This window comes from Microcoleus sp. LAD1_D3 (assembly GCF_036702135.1).
Classification (GTDB): domain Bacteria; phylum Cyanobacteriota; class Cyanobacteriia; order Cyanobacteriales; family Microcoleaceae; genus Microcoleus.
This window is the reverse complement of record NZ_JAUBSB010000049.1, coordinates 1-19,189: the sequence shown is the minus strand read 5'-3', so window position 1 is coordinate 19,189 and position 19,189 is coordinate 1. Positions and strand designations below refer to the sequence as shown.

The window sequence follows — 19,189 nt, the reverse complement described above, 5'->3', positions numbered from 1 at the left end:
TATTAGCACTAAATTGATTCGGCAGATATAATGCCTTGCGATTCTAGTACCGCAGCGACTCGGAGAATCACCGCTTCGCTGTAGGGAGCACCAATAATTTGTACCCCCAAGGGCAAAGCGCCGGATCGCTGTACGGGCACGCAAAGAACGGGCAAGCCAATAAATGATAGGGGTTGGGTGAACAGTCCGAGATTGGGACGCACTAAGATTTCTTGTCCGGCTATTACCATTTTCTCGATGCCAATTTCAGGGGCAGCAATCGGGGTGGCGGGTGCGAGGATGATGTCTGTGTGTTGGAATATTTCGCGAATTCGATCGCGGTACCACTGTCTGAATCTCTGGGCTTGCAAGTACCAAGTCGCAGGGATCAGGGTTCCCGCTAAAAAGCGATCGCGCGTGGCGGGATCGAAGTCTTGAGGGCGCGATCGCAAATTGTCTAAATGCAAGTTTCCGCCCTCGCAGGCGGTAATGATAAATGCAGCAGCCCTGGCGCGATCGGATTCCGGTATGCTGACAGTCGCAAGCCCCCCTATTTTTGGGGGGTTTGTTGTTTTTTCTGTTCTCATACCACAATCCAAGATATTTGTCAAGGCTTTAGCAACTATTTCTACAGCATCCATTGCTTCCGGTTGAGTTCCTGTAGCGAAATACCCGTCAGCAACAGCAATTCGCAATCCTTCGATGCCTTGATTTAACTGCGGCGAACAAAGTTCTGGCGGGCGTTGAGTGCAAACTGGGTCACGAGAATCAGGGCCTTGCAGGATATCGTACAGCAGCGCCATATCTCTGATCGATCGCCCAAACGGCCCCACACAATCCAAACTACCCGAAAATAAATAAGCGCCAGCCCTGGACAAACGGCCGTAAGTAGGCTTAAACCCAAAGACACCGCACAAAGCAGCCGGTACGCGGATGGAACCGTTAGTATCAGAACCGAGAGTGACGGGTACTAAACCGGCGGCGACTGCTGCAGCAGAACCGCCGCTGGAACCGCCAGCGATGCGCGTAGTATCGCGGGGATTGCGAGTCGGCCCGTAGTGGCTGTTTTCCGTGACGAAACCGTAGGCGTACTCATCCATGTTGAGAGTACCCACGAGCACAGCCCCGGCTTGTTTTAGTCGGGCGACCACCGCCGCGTCCTGAGTAGCCGGAGGATTGCCAGCGTTGATTTTTGACCCTGCTAGAGTGGTAATTCCGGCGATGTCGAACAGGTTTTTGACTGCGAAGGGAACGCCTGCTAAAGGGCCTGGGTTTTGGTTATTTGCGATCGAATTATCTATATTTTCGGCTGCTGCGAGTGCGCTTGATGCAGTGATAGCAGTAAAGCAATTGAGGACGTTATCTCGATCGGCAATTCGTTCTAATGCCGCAGTCACAACCGCTGTCGCTGTAATTTTACCACTTTTAACCGCTGATGCTGTGGCGACTGCATCCGCTTGTGCTAAAAATTTACGTTCCTCTGCGTTCATCTGCGGTTCAAAATCTAAGGTTCAAACACCGGCGCGACTTCTACTTCTGGGGGTAAAGGGAATTCAGTAACGAGTCGGGTGATCGCAGCTATTCTCTCGAAGTTTACCACAACACCGGGGCGGTGTTCCGGGTCTAAGGGTAAGTTTATCAGTTCAGCGGTGCGATCGACATATTCTTCTACATTTACCATGAGTCCCTCCCAAAAAAACATCAGCGTTCATCCGCGTACATCTGCCCTCATCTGCGGTTTAAAATCTCAGGTTCAGATATAAGTGCGATCGATAATTGTATTGTAATCGCGATCGGGCTGTCAGTTGTTATTGCTCAGTTTTTTGTATTCCTCGGATTGTCTGATATCATCTAAAGGCGATTTTGGCTCTAGTGGTTCATCAGCACAAAACTTTATACATACCTGTGTTTCACCCAACTGTAAATTTTCATTAACTTCTATTTTAATCTTTCCTTTTTGCCAACCCTTAGAACCTATTTTGAGAACTTGACAATCGATTCCTTCTTTAGGGGAGTTCCAGTTTATTTCAGATCCCAAAATTATTATTTGTTCGTTAATCCGCAGCTCGTTCATACAATCAATTATCTGCTTTTTACCTCCTTGGAGATTATGTTCTACATAATACCCAAGTATCTTACTAAACTTGCTGGCGGTTAACTTTTTAAACTTACGCACCATAAAAGTAGCTTCATCGAATAACAAAACATCATCATCACCAACTGTCTCATAGTTTTTATTGGCTTCATTTTTTTCGTTCATTTTATTTCACAAATTTCTGCTGCTTCCTATTTGATACCATTTGAAGGTATGTGAGTCAAGGTGGTCAAGAAACAATTTGCGAGAATCGCACTTTTTCAATTCAAACACTGACAATTTGCCGCAACTTATCAACCGCAACATCCAGCGCAGGCAAAGTAAAATCCTCAGCATCCATCAATTCCTTAACCTTCTCAAAAATCTCAACCTCCGCCTCTTCCTGATCCGTTAGCTTATCATAAAAACAAGGGTCAGTAAACCACTGCTCAAAAGCGAACCTTAACACCCCATTCGGGTCAAGCATAAACTGCCAATACTTAGAAACTCGGTTATCAATTACTTCAAACAGCGGTGCAGGAGTTTGTATGGGATAATAACTGTAATTATCATCACAAATATAGTACCAAACTATTCCCTGCCAGGATCGGATAGCATAAACAACATATTCCTTGCCAACTGTCAACGGCAATTCAACCTTTTTAGTATAACCTCGGGCCGGATCAATATAATTTTCCGGTAGAACTTCCCCAGTATTAGCAATACAGCGAACAATCATAACTTGTCTACCTATAAATTTTTAGGTGCTATTTTAGGATATTGTCGTTTAAACTTTAATTCCACTTGTTGCAAAATTTCCCCGTTTTCAAACCAGTGCACTTGTACGGAAGCTCCATTAATTGTAAAAGCCTGAATGCTAGTTATTTTGTACCAGTCTTGGGGATTACCTCCATAGAGGGCAACTAATCTGGAAACATCCCCTAGTATATCGTCAGCCCCGCCCTGAATTGCTCTACAATTACCAGCCTTAGCATCTTGCAGTAGCAGTTGCTCCTGCAAATTTCTCGGACTCTCATCGGGAATAGCACCTTGATTCACAATTTAACAGCTTCAAATATTGTTTGTCAAATACCATAAAAATTAATTTTAGCAGGTACAGTTTCCGCCAGCAACTTACCCCGCGAAATCACATACCGAACTGCAGCGCGCCTCCTAATTGCATCATAACAATCATCAGCATCCAACACAATCAAATTTGCAGGTTTCCCCGCCTCTATCCCATAATTCTCATCTCCCAGATAGAGAGTTTTAGCACCGTTGACAGTCACCATATTAAAACAAGCTGCAATCTCAGCCATTCCCGTCATATGACAAACATGAACCGCCATATGAGCGACATCCAACATATTTCCCGTACCTAAACTATACCAAGGATCTTGCACGCAGTCGTGGCCAAAACTCACATTCAATCCCTGCTGCCACAATTCCTTAACCCGCGTCACCCCACGGCGTTTGGGATAAGTATCAGCGCGGCCTTGCAGAGTGATATTAATTAAAGGATTGGCAATGAAATTAATTCCCGATTTGGCCAAACTTCCCATCAGCTTAAAAGCATAAGCATTGTTATAAGAACCGAAGGCAGTTGTGTGGCTAGCCGTCACCCGCGAACCAGCCCCGCTTCTAATCGCACAAGCTGCTACAACTTCCAAAAATCTCGACTGTTCATCATCGATTTCATCGCAGTGAACATCTATTAATCTATTGTATTTTTCAGCAAGTTCAAAAATTCGCTCAACCGACTTCACCCCATCTTCCCGCGTCAACTCATAATGCGGAATCCCGCCCACAGCATCCGCACCCATATCCAGAGATTTCTCTAAAAGTTTGTCATTTTCTGGACTTCCGTAAATCCCGTCTTGGGGAAAAGCCACAACTTGCAGAGTCATCCAATCTTTGACTTGTTCTCGAACTTCCAAAAGTCCTTGCAAAGCAGTCAGCGTCGGTTCGCTAACATCAGCGTGACTCCTGACAAACAAAATCCCTTGAGACGCTTGCAGCCTTAAAGTTTCAACAGCCCGTTTTTTGACATCATCCAAAGTTAAACTTTGCTTTCGTTCCCCCCAGATTTGAATTCCCTCGAACAAAGTGCCGCTTTGATTCCATCGCGGTTCCCCCGCAGTCAAAGCCGAATCGAGATGAATGTGCGACTCCACAAAAGGAGGACTAACTAAATTGCCTTGAATGTCGATTTCGCGTTCCCCAAGTTCTGAGATGTGCGGCGAAACGGCGACTATTTGCTCATTCTCAATAGCAATATCTACCGTTGGGCGATCGTCGATCGCACCCAACAAACGACATTCGCGCAGAACAATGCTATACTTTTGCTCAGGCATGACAATTGCACTTATTTTAACACTTGTAAACTTTATCCTTCAAGCGTGGCCATTCAGCCTAGTGAGACCAAAAGAATTCGCCAATCACTTGCGAACCCCATCCTTCTCCTCCTCTGCGTCCTCTGCGGTTAAAAAATCTTACTAAAAAAACCAACCTATAACCCTAATCACCCCGAATAAAGCGCAACTACAAATCGCCAATATCAGACAATCTCAAACTCCAGATTGTGATTTTTCACCAAATCAAAGGTAAAATGGTCAACCACATTAGTATTGCTCAATTCCAGATTGTAAAAATCAACAAAATCCGCATCAAAATACGGCCCAGCGTGCCAAGTTCCCACATCTAACTTAATGAAACAATTGCCCGGAATCCGAAAAGCAGCAATCTCCTCTAAACTCGGTTTATAGCTATCCCCCTGAGGCGCAACCGCCATCAACCAATCCTTCCCATCCAAAGAACCCAAACACTGAGTACATTGAATATGCCTCGTAATTTTGCCAAACTTGCGACCTTTCTGGTGCAGTCGCATGATGTAAAATCTAGGAATACCATTTTGCAAATTTAACTGAGCATCCTCAGCATCGAAAGACTTGCCATCAACAGCCGCCCAGATAACTTGACCGTAACTCCGAAAATTCTCCGGTGTCACCCATTGTGCGGATAACTGCTTAGTCGAAATTGATTCGCTCATAAAGCCCAACATTCCTAGCTTGATCCGTTAGGAACATTCTAATACAGTAAATCCTCTCTCATCTCTTCTCTGTGCCCTCTGTGTCCTCTGCGGTTAATTAAATAAAAAAATCTAGTTCACTTTCTCGATCGCCCAAATTACCCTTACAATCAAAATCAGCACACTGCTGCAAAAAACGAGCCGGAATATCAGGCCGAGCACCCCAATGCAAATGCAAGTAAGAAGCGTGCACTTGACAAACTCCCCAACCTTCAGCAACCGCCTCAACTTCCCCCCGCTTCCCATACCTCCAACTGTGATAAACTGGATTACTCGGTTCCACAATTAAATGCGATCGATGAAACTCATGTCCCCAAACCTCATCAAGAGCAGTTAACACCGAACTATCCCTCACCGCCACAGCTTCTCGGTATCCCAGCGTCAAACGCTTTCCCATCGCAGCAGCAGTTTCCAACACTCCCACCCCTGGCCAAGAATTGCCATCGAAGTCTACAATAGAATCACACAAGTACATTAAACCGCCGCACTCCGCATAAGTCGGCATTCCCAAAAAAATAGCACTTCTTACCGCATCCCGAATTAAAACATTACCGCTCAATTTTTGAGCAAACACTTCGGGAAAACCGCCACCAAAATATAACCCTTGCACATTGTCAGGAAAAACAGCATCATCAAGCGGACTCCAAAATACCAACTCCGCACCCAAATCTTCCAACAAATCAAGATTGTCCTGATAGTAAAAATTAAAAGCCCGATCGCGCGCAACTGCAATCCTCACTCCAAATTGTTTTCCCAAACAGTTGACAACATCATCTTTTTTAGTTACAATAACAGAAGGGAGACTGTGCCTACCCGAAAGTTGCTCTGACCCCTCACCCCCCTCATTTCGAGTTGCAGCCAACAAAGGCAAAAGTTGCTCCCAGTCAAAACTAACAGCAGCCAAATCCGCTAACTTATCGATCGCAGCATGAAGATTCGGCAACTCCTCAGCCGGAATCAAACCCAAATGTCGATCGGGAATAGTAACAGCCTCATCCCTACGCAAAACCCCCAAAATAGGTAAATTGAGCGGTTTGAGAGCATCTTGAAGCAGTTCCAAATGTCGATCGCTCGCCACCCGATTCAGCACCAAACCAGCGAATTTAAGGTCAGGGTTAAAAGAACGAAAACCGTGGGCGATCGCAGCCACAGAACCAGAGAGCCTGCTGCAATCTATCACAAACAATACCGGCAAATTCAGCAAATAAGCAACATGAGCGGTAGAAGCAAAGGAAATAGAATAGTGTTGTTTTCCTTCTGGCTTCCTTAAATCCGTTAAATCTGTTACATCCTTTACATCTCGTACAACCGTTGCCGAACTTGTATCCGTTACATCCGTTACGAAATCCGTTGCCGAACTTTCTTCTTCCTTCTTCCGAGAAACCCCATCAAATAGCCCCATTACCCCTTCAACTAAGGCATAATCGACATCTTGAATATGACGATAAAAACACTTATTTACATAAGATTCAGAGGTTAATACCGGGTCTAAATTCCGACAGGGGCGACCAGTAACAAAAGCATGAAACATGGGGTCAATGTAATCGGGACCAACCTTAAAAGATTGAACATTCAAGCCGCGACGGATTAAAAAAGCTAAAAGGGCGATCGTTACAGTAGTCTTTCCCGCCCCGCTGCGTTCGCCAGCAATTACTAAAGTCATAGTTCTAGATTAGTTACAAAAAATACATATTTAACGAACCGCGAAGACGCGAAGGGCGCGAAGGAAGAATGAGAAGAATAGCGGTAATTTCGTGGTTTTTTGGAAGTAATTTAAACTTTTGAGTTAAAGAACATTATTAATTCAAAATTCCTAACTGAAAATTCATAACTCCTAAAAAAGTAGGGCAGACATTGCCTGCCCCACTGAATGCTAACTCAATCCGTCTTACTTATTCCTTTCTCCTTTCTCCTGATTCCATCCATCCGTTACATCCGTTACATCCGCTACACAATCCGTTGCCGAACTTCTCTTTACCGCTTAGCCAACTTCAGCATTTGAGCCGTCACTGCCAAACTTTCTTCGTAAAGCACATCTCGGCCCCAACTCTGCAAGTGCTGACCCAGCAAGTGTTCCGTTACCTGATCGAACAGAGGACTCACCTGGTTAAACCGATCGGTTTGAGCGCCACCCTTCGTTTCCATCCGCATACAGCCACCGGCTTCCGAACACAGAACCGTACCGCAGTCAGCCTTTTCGTTGGTAGAATTCAAACGCAGAGCAATCAAATCGCCCGCGATATCGCCCGAATCAGCAGTAGGAATAGCAGCCAACTCAGCTTCGACAACCCGTTCGTCCGGCCCCGCGAATTTAATTCGCTTGATGTGGTAATCGCCCTCCTCTTGTTTGAAAGCAACCGGACGCCACTGAAGCCGGCTCGCCAGCCAACCCAAATACATCAGCGCTTGCGTAGAATTGTCCTGTTCGTAATCGATCGTCACCCGATCGATTTCCCGAATCGCAGCCCGACGTTCCGGGGCGTCAAAAGCCTCAGCAGCCAACTCCTGCCACGCGGCCAGTCGGCGCCAATTCAGATCCGCGATCGGAATTCCCTCCTCGATCAGACTTTGCATCAACAGCAATTCCGCTTCACACTCGGCAAAGCTGCTAGAGTCAACAATCACAGAACTGCTAATTGCCGCCAGCCGCTGGAACAAACCTCGATCGGCATCAGGATTCGCTTTCCACCACAGCAGCGTCGGCAAATTTGGGATAGTCAACGCCGTCACGATGCCGCTCACCCGTTCCAAAGCAGCTTCCGTACCCCGTAGCGTAATATACTCGCAGCAGATCAGATTGCCAGTGGTGCGCTTGTGAACCGGACAATAAGCAGCGACTTGAGCCTGTACGCCCGTATCTTCCCCCGCCGTCGGGCACAGAGCAATAATCCGGCAGGGATTGGCAGCGACAATCGCGTCAGCCACGCCCGAACCCCCAGAACCCAAACCACTCGATCCCATCTCCTCGCCATTTGAATTTTTGCGAGCCACTTCTTCCCGCAAAGTCGCCAGCAATTCAGCGTTAGGTTTGCCAGTTCTCGGCAGTCCGTAAGCTTTTTGAGCCGCCCTGATGCTAGATGCCGTCATGGGCCCGGTAATACCGTCCACCGGCCCGTCGTAAAAGCCCAGATCCGCTAATAAACGCTGAGTTTCTTCCGGTTCGTAGACTACAAAAGTAAAAGTTGTTGCCCTACTTGCGATCGGAAAATCCCCTTTCGACCCCGATTCTCTGTAACTTTCCCAAATTTGACTCAATTCGGCCTCTATTTGGTCGATCGACACATCTTTAGGACTTTGTAGCGAAACCAGAGGCGGAGCTTTCATCGGTGTCATCGTCATAAATCTTTTCTCCTTTGTTATTTGTTATTAGTCATTAGTCATTGGTTCTTAGTCATTGGTTTTTAGCTAATCAATAATGACTAATCCTGACCAATAAACTAAAGACTGCGGACTAATGACTCTTAAAGTCTGCGCCACTTGCGACCGTCTCTGTTAATTAGCAGTTCTGCTTCCGCCGGTTCCCAAGTACCCGCTTCGTATTTAGGAACCAACTCCTGTTCGTTGGACGATTCCCAAGCCATCAGCGCCGGCGTTACCACCCGCCAAGCTTCTTCCACTTCATCAGAACGGGTAAACAAAGTTTGGTCGCCCAGCATACAGTCAATTAACAGTCGATCGTAAGCATCCGAAGATGTCACCCCAAAGGAAGAACCGTAACTGAAATCCATATCCACCGTCCGCGTCCGCAAATCCGGCCCCGGCATTTTCGCCTCAAACCTCAGCGAAATCCCCTCGTTCGGATGCACCCGCATGGTCAAAACGTTAGGAGTAGTTTGTTGGGCGGCAGACTGAAAAATTAACAGCGGAACTTCGCGGAACTGAATCGCAATTTCGCTAACTTTTTTCGGCAACCGCTTGCCGGTTCGCAGGTAGAAAGGCACTCCCTGCCAACGCCAGTTGTCAATCATAAACTTCATCGCCACAAAAGTCGGCGTTGTCGAGTTGGGAGCAACCCCCGGTTCTTCGTGATATCCTGGCACCTGTTTGCCCTTCATCCAACCGGCGGAATATTGACCCCGAATCGCTGAGAACTCCAAGTTATTCAAATCTGCCAAGCGAGTTGCTTGCAGAACTTTCATCTTTTCGGTGCGGATGCTGTCAGCGTCGAGCGAGTTCGGCGGTTCCATCGCCGTCAGACAGAAAATCTGCATCAAGTGGTTTTGCAGCATATCCCGCAACGCCCCAGAGGATTCGTAGTAACCCGCCCGGTCTTCTACGCCTACTGTTTCTGCAACTGTAATTTGTACGTGATCGACAAATTGCCGATTCCACAGCGGTTCAAAAATCGCGTTAGCAAACCGGAACACCATTAAATTCTGAACAGTTTCTTTACCCAAATAGTGGTCGATCCGGTAAACTTGCTGTTCTTGGCAAACCTTCTGCACGACTCGGTTGAGAGCTTTTGCCGAACTCAAGTCGCGGCCGAAGGGTTTTTCAATTACCAAGCGGTGTTTTACTGGATCGACCAGCATTTGAGCCGCGCCCAGTTGCCTAATTGCTTCTGGGAAAAAGTTCGGGGAAACTGATAGATAAAATATGTGATTGCCGCGAGTTCTCCTTTCTTCGTCGAGTTCCGCTAAGAAATCTTTGAGTTTTTGATAGCTTTCGGGGTTATCTATGTCGCCCGGACAGTAGTACAAACCTTTAGCGAAATCTTGCCAAAAATCTTCATTGCCAATACCGCCGCCAAATTCTTCAATGCCTTCGCGCATTTGCTCTCGGAAGTAATCGTGACTCCAAGGGCGACGGGCTACTCCCACCACGGTGGTTTCCGGTGGCAAGCGTCGATCGCGCTTCATCTGATAAATTGCAGGTACCAGTTTGCGCTGGGTAAGATCCCCAGAAGCTCCGAAGATTACCAGAATTTGTGGTTCCGGCACTCGTTCTTTTCGCAAACCGACCCGCAGTGGATTTTCAAGTAGCGTTACCATTTACTTTCCTTTTTCTAGTGCTGTTAACCGTGCCAAGACACCATGATAGTTTGCGGTCATTTCTGCTAGTTGCTGGGTGAGAGAGTTAATTTGCCCTTCATACTCTGCTTTGACTTCCGCTCTGATTTCCTCCCGGATTTTTATCCTCTCAGCAGCCAGTCGCACTTCCCAATCTTTATCGCGCTGTAGCAGTTCAGCTTTCAACTGCCTGTTTTCGGCTCGCAGTTGCTCCAACTCCAACGCCACAGCAGCACTACGGCGATCCCTTTCTCTGTTTTGCTCTCGGATTTGCTCTCTAAGGCGCTGATTGTCCGATCGCAATTTCTCCAATTCTGAAGCACTATCTTTATGAGTTCTCCCGCTTCCGTCTGAAGGAAATCGCTCCTCAACCAAGCGCTTAACGGCTGCACCAGTTGGAATGCCGTTGGGTGATGACTCTACTGCTTCTTGCCAGATTTGGATTTGTAATTCTGGGGAGAGTTTGGTCAAAGGACGAACTTGATTTTCCTTTCTAGGCAAAATGTGCGCAATTGCGCACAAATTTTCCATCACGAGGGCTGCCTCAATAAATTGATAGGCTGTCCGTCTGGCTATGTTCCACTTTTCTAAGCAATAACCCTCAAAGGTCTTGTGGGTTTCCCGGTACAGTTTCTGTACCAGAATTCCGTTAAGGGCTTTGCCGACTTCGTAAAAAGTCTGAAGTCCTTGTTCTACGATCAATTCCAGTTCTTGAAGCCTCGCCCGTTCGGCGACATCAAGTTGGCCGGTTGCATACTCGCTCTCTAGTAGGGTATTGGTACTTTGCATAGCAATTCCTCAGCGGTGGGAGATGGAGAATTGGAGTTGGAGTTCTGGCGAGAGTCGTGCTAGAGGACGGACTAGATTTTTTTTTCTAGGAAAAATGTGCGCAATTGCGCACATTTTTCCTAGAGAGGATTTAAAAATCAGCATTTAGGAGCCAAAACAATTATCTATTCCGAATCCTCAACGCTTCTGCCTTCAAGGATACAGATATCTGTCTAGGCGACGGGTGACAACTTCTGGACTTTCTCTTGCAAGGAATCCATCAGGGATTGGAACGGGGTGACGAATTTCTCAATCCCGTCGAGGAGCAAGTCTGCCATCACTTTGTCCAAGTTGATGTCGATGTCGGGATCTTTGAGACTTTCGATCAGCGTGTAAGCTTCTTCGACATTGTTCTCAATCCGGGGTGCGACATCGCAGTGGTCGAAACAAGCTTCAACAGTGTTCGGCGGCAAAGTGTTAACGGTGTCGGGGCCGATTAGTTCATCGACGTACATGACATCGCTGTAGTTGGGGTTTTTGGTGCTGGTGGAAGCCCACAGCAAGCGCTGTACTTTCGCTCCCTTGGCAGCTAAAGCTTGCCAGCGATCGCTCGCTACGATCTCTTTATACTTCTGGTAAGCTACCTTCGCATTGGCGATCGCAACTTTCCCCTTCACTGCTTCCAGTTTGGCTTTGGTGGAAATATCTGTGACATTTTTGAGTTTCTCGTCAATCTTGCCATCGATATTGATGTCGATCCGGCTCAAGAAGAAACTGGCAACAGAAGCAGTATTGCTCACATCCAAACCTTTAGCAGCCCGCGCTTCTAAACCGCGAATGTAAGCCCAGAAGGTTTCGACATAGCTGTCAACCGAGAACAGTAAAGTCACGTTAACGTTAATGCCTTCGCTGATGACTTGCTCGACTGCGGGCAAACCTTGAGCGGTTCCCGGAATCTTAATCATTACGTTTTCTTTGCCGAGGGCTTGGTAATAGCGCAGGGCTTCGCTAATCGTGCTTTCTGTGTCGTTGGCGATCGTCGGTGGCACTTCAATGCTAATGTAACCGTCCAAACCCTTCGACTCTGCGTAAACTGGGGCGAAGATGTCGCAAGCGTTGCGGATATCTTCAAATACCAGAGATTCGTAAATCTCCATGACAGATTTGCCGGCCCGGATGCCCGCTTCGATATCTGCGTCGTAAATCACATTACCCGCGATCGCTTTCTCGAAAATAGCTGGATTAGATGTAATCCCGCGCAGTCCCCTACTTTCAATCATCAGTTTGAGTTCGCCCGACTCGATCAGATCGCGAGTCAAATTGTCCATCCAGATACTTTGGCCAATTTCTTTGATTTCTAACAGGTGATTCGTTGGTGTTGCTGTCATTACTGTAACTCCTACAATTTGATAGCTGTTAATTGGGACTTGGAAATTGGAAATTGAAAATTGAAAAGTGGTAATTGAAAAGTGGTAATGGGCAATTGGTAATTGGGAGTCGAAAGTTATAAGTTAAAACCCTCTTCCTTCTTCCTGACATCCGTTACATCCGTTACATAATCCGTTGCCGAACTTCCCTCTTCCTGACATCCGTTACATCCGTTACATAATCCGTTGCCGAACTTCCTTCACTCTTGGGCTGTTCTAGGATTGCGCGATCGATCTTGAATAAAAGACTCGACCATCGCTACATTTTCTTTACTGCCGATTATCAAGGGCGATCGCTCGTGCAGTTTGGTCGGCACAACGTCTAAGATGTCTTGAATGCCCGTACTGGCGCGCCCGCCGGCTTGCTCCATCAAAAACGCCAAGGGAGCCGATTCGTAGAGCAAACGCAATTTGCCCTCCGGTTGTTTGACCGTTCCGGGGTACAAAAACACGCCTCCCTGAAATAAAATCCGGTGGAAATCTCCCACCAAAGCCCCACCGTAACGGGCGCTGTAGCCTTCGCTGCGGTGTACGTAGCGAATGTAGTCTCTCAAAGATTCCTCCCACTGCCAGAAGTTGCCTTCATTAACGCTGTAAATCGGGCCGCGATCGGGAACCTTAATGTTTTCGTTAGCTAGAATAAACTCGCCCAAACTCGGATCGAGGGTAAAGGAATGAACGCCCTGACCGATCGAATAAACCAGCATGGTACTCGGGCCGTAGAGCACATAACCAGCGGCAATTTGTTTGTGTCCATGTTGCAGCAAGTCGGAAGCAGAACCATCTTCATCGTCCCCCTCTTGCCTGCGGATGCTGAATATGGAGCCAACATTGAGATTGATGTCAAGATTGGAAGAACCGTCTATAGGGTCGTAGAGCAGACTGTAGCGTCCGATCGGACAATTTTCGGGAATGTAGTAGGGTTTTTCCATTTCCTCCGAAGCCAAGCGGCAGACAAGTCCGCTTTGCTGGAATACCGAGATAAAGACTTCATTGGCATAGATATCCATCTTTTTGACGGATTCTCCCTGCACGTTCGTAGCCCCTGTAAACCCCAAGGCATCTGCCATTAACCCGGCTCTGCTGAGCCGCCTCGCGATCAGCTTTGCCGCCAGCCCGATGCGATTCATCAGCGCACTGAGATCCTGAGCATCTGCTGAAAAGCTGTGGAGTTGCTGGAGTACGTGACGGGAGAGAGTCGTGCAATCTCGGTCTAAGGCTTGCACCTGATCGATCGGGCCCAGTCGGGCTTCCCCTGTCGGCGCTTGTACCATGATATTGATAACCTCCCTGTCTTGCGGCTCTGAGTTTGGGTTGTTCAGGTGCTTGACACTTGCGCCTGAATCGGCTATTAGACCGATATTCCCCTAACTTCTATCTTAGGGAGGGTTTTGCGAAAGGGCGTCGAACTTTAGGTGAATTTTAGATCCGCATCGAAAATTGAGGAGTTCGATCGACTGTTGAGTCGGGAATTGTATCCAAAATTACTAAATTCTTTAAATTAACCGCTCTTGACGCTCTTGACGTAGAGGAAGAGTCGAACGAAGAACGAAGAACGAAGAAGGAAGCTTGATTAATTATCAAGAATATTTCTAAAGATGTAGCAGGAGGAATTAGTCCTACATGGGCAAAGAATCTCGATATTTATAAAAATACGACTACAAAAGGGGAAGCCGATCGCACTTCTTGAATACAGAGTTCAAATGATTAGTTGAGAGTCGCAATCGCCTTTTCGATTGCTTATGCTTGACTCAGGGCGATCGTTACTGCCAGTTTACTGACCAACAAAAATAAAGATGTTTGTGCTTAAATACCGTAAAGGCAAGAAATATCTCGCCCTGACTGGGATAGTCTCGTTAAACTCCTGTATCTCCTAAGCGTGAAGGTTCCATTGATGAGTAGTACCCCAAGAAAGAAAAAAACGATCCTGTTTTTGGCCGCCAACCCGAAAAACTCCACTCCCCTGCGCTTAGGTGAAGAGGCCAAGGAAATTGCAGAGGGGTTGCAACGCTCTAAAAAGCGCGACAAGTTTCAACTTGAGCAACAGTGGGCGGTGACGCCAAGAGAAATGCAGCGAGCCGTATTAGATTATAAACCAGAGATGGTGCATTTCTCAGGGCATGGTGCAGGAGAAAGCGGTTTAGCCCTAGAAGATGACATGGGGCAGATTAAGCTGGTAAATGCCAAAGCTTTGGCAGCTTTGTTTGAGGCGTTTAATGAGTACGTGGAGTGCGTCATACTCAACGCTTGCTATTCAGAAGTGCAAGCGTCTGCGATCGCACGTCACATTCCCTATGTGATCGGCATGAACCAAGCCGTGGGAGATAAGGCCGCACGAGAATTTGCTGTAGGTTTTTACGATACGTTGGCGGCGGGGGAGTCGATCGAATTTGCCTATAAGTTGGGTTGCGTTAGCATCAGCATGGCAGGAATTCCAGAAGAACTTACTCCGGTATTAAAGAAGAAGTCGGATTTTTCTCATTTGGATGCACCAGAGCGATCGCGCGATGCTTCTGTTAGCGATATCGTTGAGGAGTCGTCGCCTATGCTGGAAAATGCGCGATCGATCGCCGCACCTCCCGTTTCTCTGCTCAATTTAGATAACCCAGAAGGTTCTGTTAGTTTAGATTCTCCCCTGTATATCGATCGTCCTCCCATCGAATCGGACTGCTACCAAACTATTGTAAAACCCGGAGCTTTAATCCGAGTCAAAGCCCCCCGGCAAATGGGAAAAACTTCCTTAGTGCAGCGAATTTTATACCACGCCAAGGAACAGGGATATCAAACAGCGTATTTAAACTTTCAATGGGCTGATGGTAGTTTTCTCACCAATCTTGATGAGTTGTTGCAGTGGTTTTGTGGTGAGATTACCAATGAATTAAATTTAGAAGATAGGTTAGGAGAATATTGGAAAGGCGTTCTCGGCAGTAAAAATAAAACTACGAAGTATTTCCAACGCTATCTACTATCGGACAGCGATCTGCCTCTTGTTTTAGGGTTAGATGAAGTCGATCGGATTTTTCAGCATTCCGAAATAGCCACCGACTTCTTTGGATTATTACGAGCTTGGCACGAGCGGGGAAAAAATGAGGAAATTTGGAAAAAGCTAAGGTTAGTCATTTCTCACTCTCAAGAAGTTTATATTCCTCTCAATATTAATCAGTCGCCATTTAACGTGGGATTGCCCATAGAGTTACCTGAACTCAATCAGAGACAGGTAACTGATTTAGTGAATCGACACCGATTAAATTGGTCAAATCAAGAGATTTGTGACCTGATGGAAATAGTGGGCGGTCATCCTTATTTAGTTAGAGTTGCTCTCTACCAAGTTGCCAGGGGTAGAATTACCTTAGATAGCTTGCTAAAAGTCGCTCCTACTGAAGAAGGCCCTTACTACGATCATTTACGACGGCATTTAGTTAACTTGGAAACAGATGCAGAACTAGCAGCAACAATTAGACAAGTAATTAACAGCGAACAACCTGTAGAGATTCACACCGGAGAGGCTTTTAAATTGCGAAGCATGGGGTTGATCAAATTTCAGGGAAATGCTGTCATGCCATTGTGTGGTTTGTACCGTCAATATTTTCGCCATCGCCTAGCCTCTCCCCAAGCGAATATGACTGCTGTGCAACAAATTAATAACCAATCAAGCTTGCACGTAGAGAGTAATTTAGCAGCTATTATTTTTTCGGATGTCGTTAATTCCACCGCCTTATCAGTTGCCAACCAAAAGCTGACACTAGAATTAGTGAATCGAGATTTCAACATCATCCGAGGCATCTGCGCTAAACATCAAGGCAAAGTCCTTAAAGAAATGGGCGATGGTTTATTAATTTGCTTTCCCGAAAGTGCCGTAAAAGCAGTAGCCTGTGCGCTAGAAATACAACGAAGTCTCGCCCAAGCTGCTACAACCTTACCTCCGAGTCATGTCCTCCAACATCGCATTGGTATTCACTTGGGGGAAATATTCTCTTTTAATAATGATATCAGAGGGGCTGGTGTAAATTTAGCGGCTCGTTTAGAAGGGAAAGCAGATTCAGGTGGAATCTGTATTTCTGAGACAGTTTATCAAGTCGTTAAAACCCATTTATCTTTAAATGTGATTGACTTAGGAATGCAACAGTTAAAGGGAATTCCTGAACCTGTACGACTGTACAAATTGATTCCTTGATTCTCTGATTTTTCACCTATGAATTAACAATTACCTATGAAGGATTATCAATATCAAGTTGGAGGGAGTCTGCCTGCAAACGCCCCAACTTATGTCACTCGAAAGGCGGATGAAGAACTTTATCAAGCTTTAAAAGCAGGAGAATTTTGCTATGTTCTTAATTCCAGACAAATGGGAAAATCGTCCCTGCGAGTGCGGACAATGCAGCGGTTACAAGCAGAGGGAATCGCCTGTAGTAGCATTGATATCACAGAAATTGGCACCTCAGATATTACACCAGAAGAGTGGTATGCAGGCGTGATCGATAGCATCGTCAGCCGATTAGATTTGTATGACGTTTTTGATTTAGATGAATGGTGGGAGCAGAACAGCTTACTATCCAATGTTAAACGATTTAGTAAATTTATTGAACAAGTATTACTCAAGAATATCTCAGGGAACATAGTAATTTTTGTCGATGAATCGGACAGTTTAATTAGCTTAAACTTTAAAATAGAAGATTTTTTTGCTGTGATTCGTGATTGCTATAATAATCGAGCCGACAAACGCGACTATGGTCGATTAACATTTACGATGTTAGGGGTGGCAACTCCCTCAGATTTAATTCAAGACAAGCGACGCACTCCTTTTAATATTGGTCGAGGGATAGAGTTAACGGGGTTTCAATTAGCAGAAGCGCAACCTTTGGCAGTAGGATTAGAAACTCCAGCAGAAAATTCGCAAGCATTGTTAGAAGCGGTGTTATATTGGACAGGAGGACAGCCGTTTTTAACGCAAAAAGTTTGTAAATTACTGCTCAATCATGCCAACTCTGCCTTCAGGCAAAATCCTGCTGAGTGGGTAGGAGATTTAGTCCGAGAAAAAGTAATTGAGAATTGGGAAGGGCAGGATGAACCAGAGCATTTAAAGACGATTCGCGATCGCATTTTACGCAGCGAACAACGGGCAAGTAGGTTATTGGGACTATATCAGCAAATTTTGCAGCACAATGAAATAGCGACTGATGATAGTCCCGAACAAATGGAACTACGATTAACAGGGTTGGTGGTTAAGCAGTCTGGCAAACTTAAAGTTTATAACCCTATTTATCAATCGGTTTTTAACCTTGATTGGGTGGAAAAACAATTAGCGGAACTCCGCCCTTACAGCGAAAGTTTTAAAGCTTGGATAGAGTCTGATTGCCAAGATGAATCGCGACTGTTGCGGGGTCAAGCCTTACAAGATGCTCAAACTTGGGCCGCCGATAAAAGTTTGAGCGATTTGGATTATCAGTTTTTAAATGCCAGTCGGGAAGTACAACAGCGGGAAGTTGAACGAGAGTTAGAAGCCCAGAGACAAGCGAATAAAATTTTGACTCAAGCGAATCAGACGCTAATTAAAGCAGAGCAATTGGCCACCTATAAAGTCACTCAAGCCCAGAATTTAGCAAATGTCATCCAGGAAACGGCTTTTTCTAATGAATCATTTCGTTCAGGACAGACATTCCCAGCACTTTTGGAAGCATTAAAGGCAGGGCAAGCATTCAAACAACTAGATGCTTCTGCCGAGACGACAAAACAGATTAGAGGACGAGTGATAGCTGCGCTGCAACAAGCAGTGTCCGCAGTAAAAGAGCGCAATAGTTTGGAAGGGCATAGCAATTCTGTCAGAAGCGTCGCCTTTAGTCCCGATGGCAAAACTTTGGCTTCTGCAAGCCGTGACAACACCATCAAACTGTGGCACTTGCAAAGCCAAAAACCGACCGCTACCCTCAGAGGACATAGCAATTCGGTCTTGAGCGTAGCCTTTAGTCCCGATGGCTTGACTTTGGCTTCTGCAAGCAGTGATAACACCATCAAACTGTGGAACCTGGAAAGCCAAAAACCCATCGCTACCCTCAGAGGGCATAGCAATTCTGTCTTGAGCGTCGCCTTTAGTCCCGATGGCAAAACTTTGGCTTCTGCAAGCGGTGACAACACCATCAAACTGTGGAACCTGGAAAGCCAAAAAGAACTCACAACCCTCACCGGGCATAGCAGTTATATCAGAAGCGTCGCCTTTAGTCCCGATGGCAAAACTTTGGCTTCTGCAAGCTTTGACAAAACCATCAAACTGTGGCATCTCGAAAGCCAAAAACCCATCGCTACCCTCACCGGGCATAGCAGTTATATCAGAAGCGTCGCCTTTAGTCCCGATGGCAAAACTTTGGCTTCTGCAAGCGATGACAACACCATCAAACTGTGGCATCTCGAAAGCCAAAAACCCATCGCTACCCTCACCGGGCATAGCAGTTATGTCAGAAGCGTCGCTTTTAGTCCAGATGGCTTGATTTTGTCTTCTGCAAGCAGTGATAACACCATCAAACTGTGGAACGTGGGAACCCAAAAACCCATCGCTACCCTCACCGGCCATAGCAATGAGGTCTATAGCGTGGCATTTAGTCCCGATGGCTTGACATTGGCTTCTGCAAGCGATGACAACACCATCAAACTGTGGGATTTGCAAAGCCCAAAACCCATTGCTACACTCACCGGGAATAGCAATCCGGTCAATAGCGTCGTCTTTAGTCCTGATAGCTTGACTTTGGCTTCTGCAAGCAGTGACAAGACCATCCAACTGTGGCATCTCGAAAGCCAAAAACCCATCGCTACCCTCACCGGGCATAGCAGTTATGTCAGAAGCGTCGCTTTT

General features: G+C 46.3%; 15 protein-coding genes. 2 read left to right on the top strand and 13 right to left on the bottom strand.

The features are described from left to right. Positions 1-8: 8 nt before the first annotated feature. From QUA74_RS22360 to fbp, 13 genes are all read right to left on the bottom strand, one after another. Positions 9-1,469 (bottom strand): AtzE family amidohydrolase, encoded by a 1,461-nt coding sequence (locus tag QUA74_RS22360; protein WP_333333600.1) that lies wholly within the window; start codon positions 1,467-1,469, stop codon positions 9-11. 14 nt (positions 1,470-1,483) lie between these two features. Then, positions 1,484-1,660 carry a DUF4089 domain-containing protein gene (locus QUA74_RS22355; RefSeq protein WP_333333598.1) on the bottom strand — a complete coding sequence of 59 codons (177 nt, stop codon included), beginning with the start codon at positions 1,658-1,660 and terminating at the stop codon, positions 1,484-1,486. 120 nt (positions 1,661-1,780) lie between these two features. After that, a complete protein-coding gene (locus QUA74_RS22350) occupies positions 1,781-2,239 on the bottom strand; it encodes a KGK domain-containing protein (protein WP_333333596.1) in 459 nt (152 codons plus the stop codon). 100 nt (positions 2,240-2,339) lie between these two features. Continuing rightward, positions 2,340-2,792: a hypothetical protein gene (locus tag QUA74_RS22345; RefSeq protein ID WP_333333594.1), complete on the bottom strand. Its 453-nt coding sequence runs from the start codon at positions 2,790-2,792 to the stop codon at positions 2,340-2,342. Between the two features lie 11 nt (positions 2,793-2,803). Then, complete coding sequence (locus QUA74_RS22340) at positions 2,804-3,112, bottom strand: hypothetical protein (RefSeq protein WP_333333592.1); 309 nt, start codon at positions 3,110-3,112, stop codon at positions 2,804-2,806. 26 nt (positions 3,113-3,138) lie between these two features. Beyond that, a complete protein-coding gene (gene codA, locus QUA74_RS22335; RefSeq protein WP_333333590.1) occupies positions 3,139-4,407 on the bottom strand; it encodes a cytosine deaminase in 1,269 nt (422 codons plus the stop codon). A 203-nt stretch (positions 4,408-4,610) separates the two neighbouring features. Beyond that, positions 4,611-5,102, bottom strand: a complete 492-nt coding sequence (locus tag QUA74_RS22330; protein ID WP_333333588.1) for an ureidoglycolate lyase — start codon at positions 5,100-5,102, stop codon at positions 4,611-4,613. 97 nt (positions 5,103-5,199) lie between these two features. Continuing rightward, the gene (locus tag QUA74_RS22325) at positions 5,200-6,804 is read right to left on the bottom strand and encodes a cobyrinate a,c-diamide synthase (RefSeq protein WP_333333586.1); all 1,605 of its coding nucleotides are present in this window, start codon (positions 6,802-6,804) and stop codon (positions 5,200-5,202) included. A gap of 311 nt (positions 6,805-7,115) precedes the next feature. Further along, positions 7,116-8,480, bottom strand: coding sequence for a glucose-6-phosphate dehydrogenase assembly protein OpcA (gene opcA, locus QUA74_RS22320; RefSeq protein ID WP_333333584.1), 1,365 nt, complete (start codon positions 8,478-8,480; stop codon positions 7,116-7,118). 122 nt (positions 8,481-8,602) lie between these two features. Beyond that, positions 8,603-10,132, bottom strand: a complete 1,530-nt coding sequence (gene zwf / locus QUA74_RS22315; RefSeq protein WP_333333582.1) for a glucose-6-phosphate dehydrogenase — start codon at positions 10,130-10,132, stop codon at positions 8,603-8,605. Then, positions 10,133-10,939: a hypothetical protein gene (locus tag QUA74_RS22310; protein WP_333333580.1), complete on the bottom strand. Its 807-nt coding sequence runs from the start codon at positions 10,937-10,939 to the stop codon at positions 10,133-10,135. It lies immediately after the preceding gene. Between the two features lie 212 nt (positions 10,940-11,151). After that, entirely contained in the window at positions 11,152-12,306 is a 1,155-nt protein-coding gene (gene tal, locus QUA74_RS22305) for a transaldolase (protein WP_333333578.1), read from the bottom strand. A gap of 239 nt (positions 12,307-12,545) precedes the next feature. Further along, entirely contained in the window at positions 12,546-13,619 is a 1,074-nt protein-coding gene (fbp, locus tag QUA74_RS22300; protein ID WP_333333576.1) for a class 1 fructose-bisphosphatase, read from the bottom strand. A gap of 620 nt (positions 13,620-14,239) precedes the next feature. Between fbp and QUA74_RS22295 the strand changes: the two genes are divergently transcribed. Continuing rightward, positions 14,240-16,519: an AAA-like domain-containing protein gene (locus tag QUA74_RS22295; protein WP_333333574.1), complete on the top strand. Its 2,280-nt coding sequence runs from the start codon at positions 14,240-14,242 to the stop codon at positions 16,517-16,519. A gap of 36 nt (positions 16,520-16,555) precedes the next feature. Beyond that, the coding region (locus QUA74_RS22290; RefSeq protein ID WP_333333572.1) for a WD40 domain-containing protein at positions 16,556-19,189 on the top strand (2,634 nt) is incomplete at its 3' end.

Excerpts from the sequence above, each read along its gene's own strand:
- QUA74_RS22360 (WP_333333600.1), bottom strand. The coding sequence starts at position 1,469 with ATGAACGCAGAGGAACGTAAATTTTTAGCACAAGCGGATGCAGTCGCC.
- QUA74_RS22355 (WP_333333598.1), bottom strand. The coding sequence starts at position 1,660 with ATGGTAAATGTAGAAGAATATGTCGATCGCACCGCTGAACTGATAAAC.
- QUA74_RS22350 (WP_333333596.1), bottom strand. The coding sequence starts at position 2,239 with ATGAACGAAAAAAATGAAGCCAATAAAAACTATGAGACAGTTGGTGAT.
- QUA74_RS22345 (WP_333333594.1), bottom strand. The coding sequence starts at position 2,792 with ATGATTGTTCGCTGTATTGCTAATACTGGGGAAGTTCTACCGGAAAAT.
- codA (WP_333333590.1), bottom strand. The coding sequence starts at position 4,407 with ATGCCTGAGCAAAAGTATAGCATTGTTCTGCGCGAATGTCGTTTGTTG.
- QUA74_RS22330 (WP_333333588.1), bottom strand. The coding sequence starts at position 5,102 with ATGAGCGAATCAATTTCGACTAAGCAGTTATCCGCACAATGGGTGACA.
- QUA74_RS22325 (WP_333333586.1), bottom strand. The coding sequence starts at position 6,804 with ATGACTTTAGTAATTGCTGGCGAACGCAGCGGGGCGGGAAAGACTACT.
- opcA (WP_333333584.1), bottom strand. The coding sequence starts at position 8,480 with ATGACGATGACACCGATGAAAGCTCCGCCTCTGGTTTCGCTACAAAGT.
- zwf (WP_333333582.1), bottom strand. The coding sequence starts at position 10,132 with ATGGTAACGCTACTTGAAAATCCACTGCGGGTCGGTTTGCGAAAAGAA.
- QUA74_RS22310 (WP_333333580.1), bottom strand. The coding sequence starts at position 10,939 with ATGCAAAGTACCAATACCCTACTAGAGAGCGAGTATGCAACCGGCCAA.
- tal (WP_333333578.1), bottom strand. The coding sequence starts at position 12,306 with ATGACAGCAACACCAACGAATCACCTGTTAGAAATCAAAGAAATTGGC.
- fbp (WP_333333576.1), bottom strand. The coding sequence starts at position 13,619 with ATGGTACAAGCGCCGACAGGGGAAGCCCGACTGGGCCCGATCGATCAG.
- QUA74_RS22295 (WP_333333574.1), top strand. The coding sequence starts at position 14,240 with ATGAGTAGTACCCCAAGAAAGAAAAAAACGATCCTGTTTTTGGCCGCC.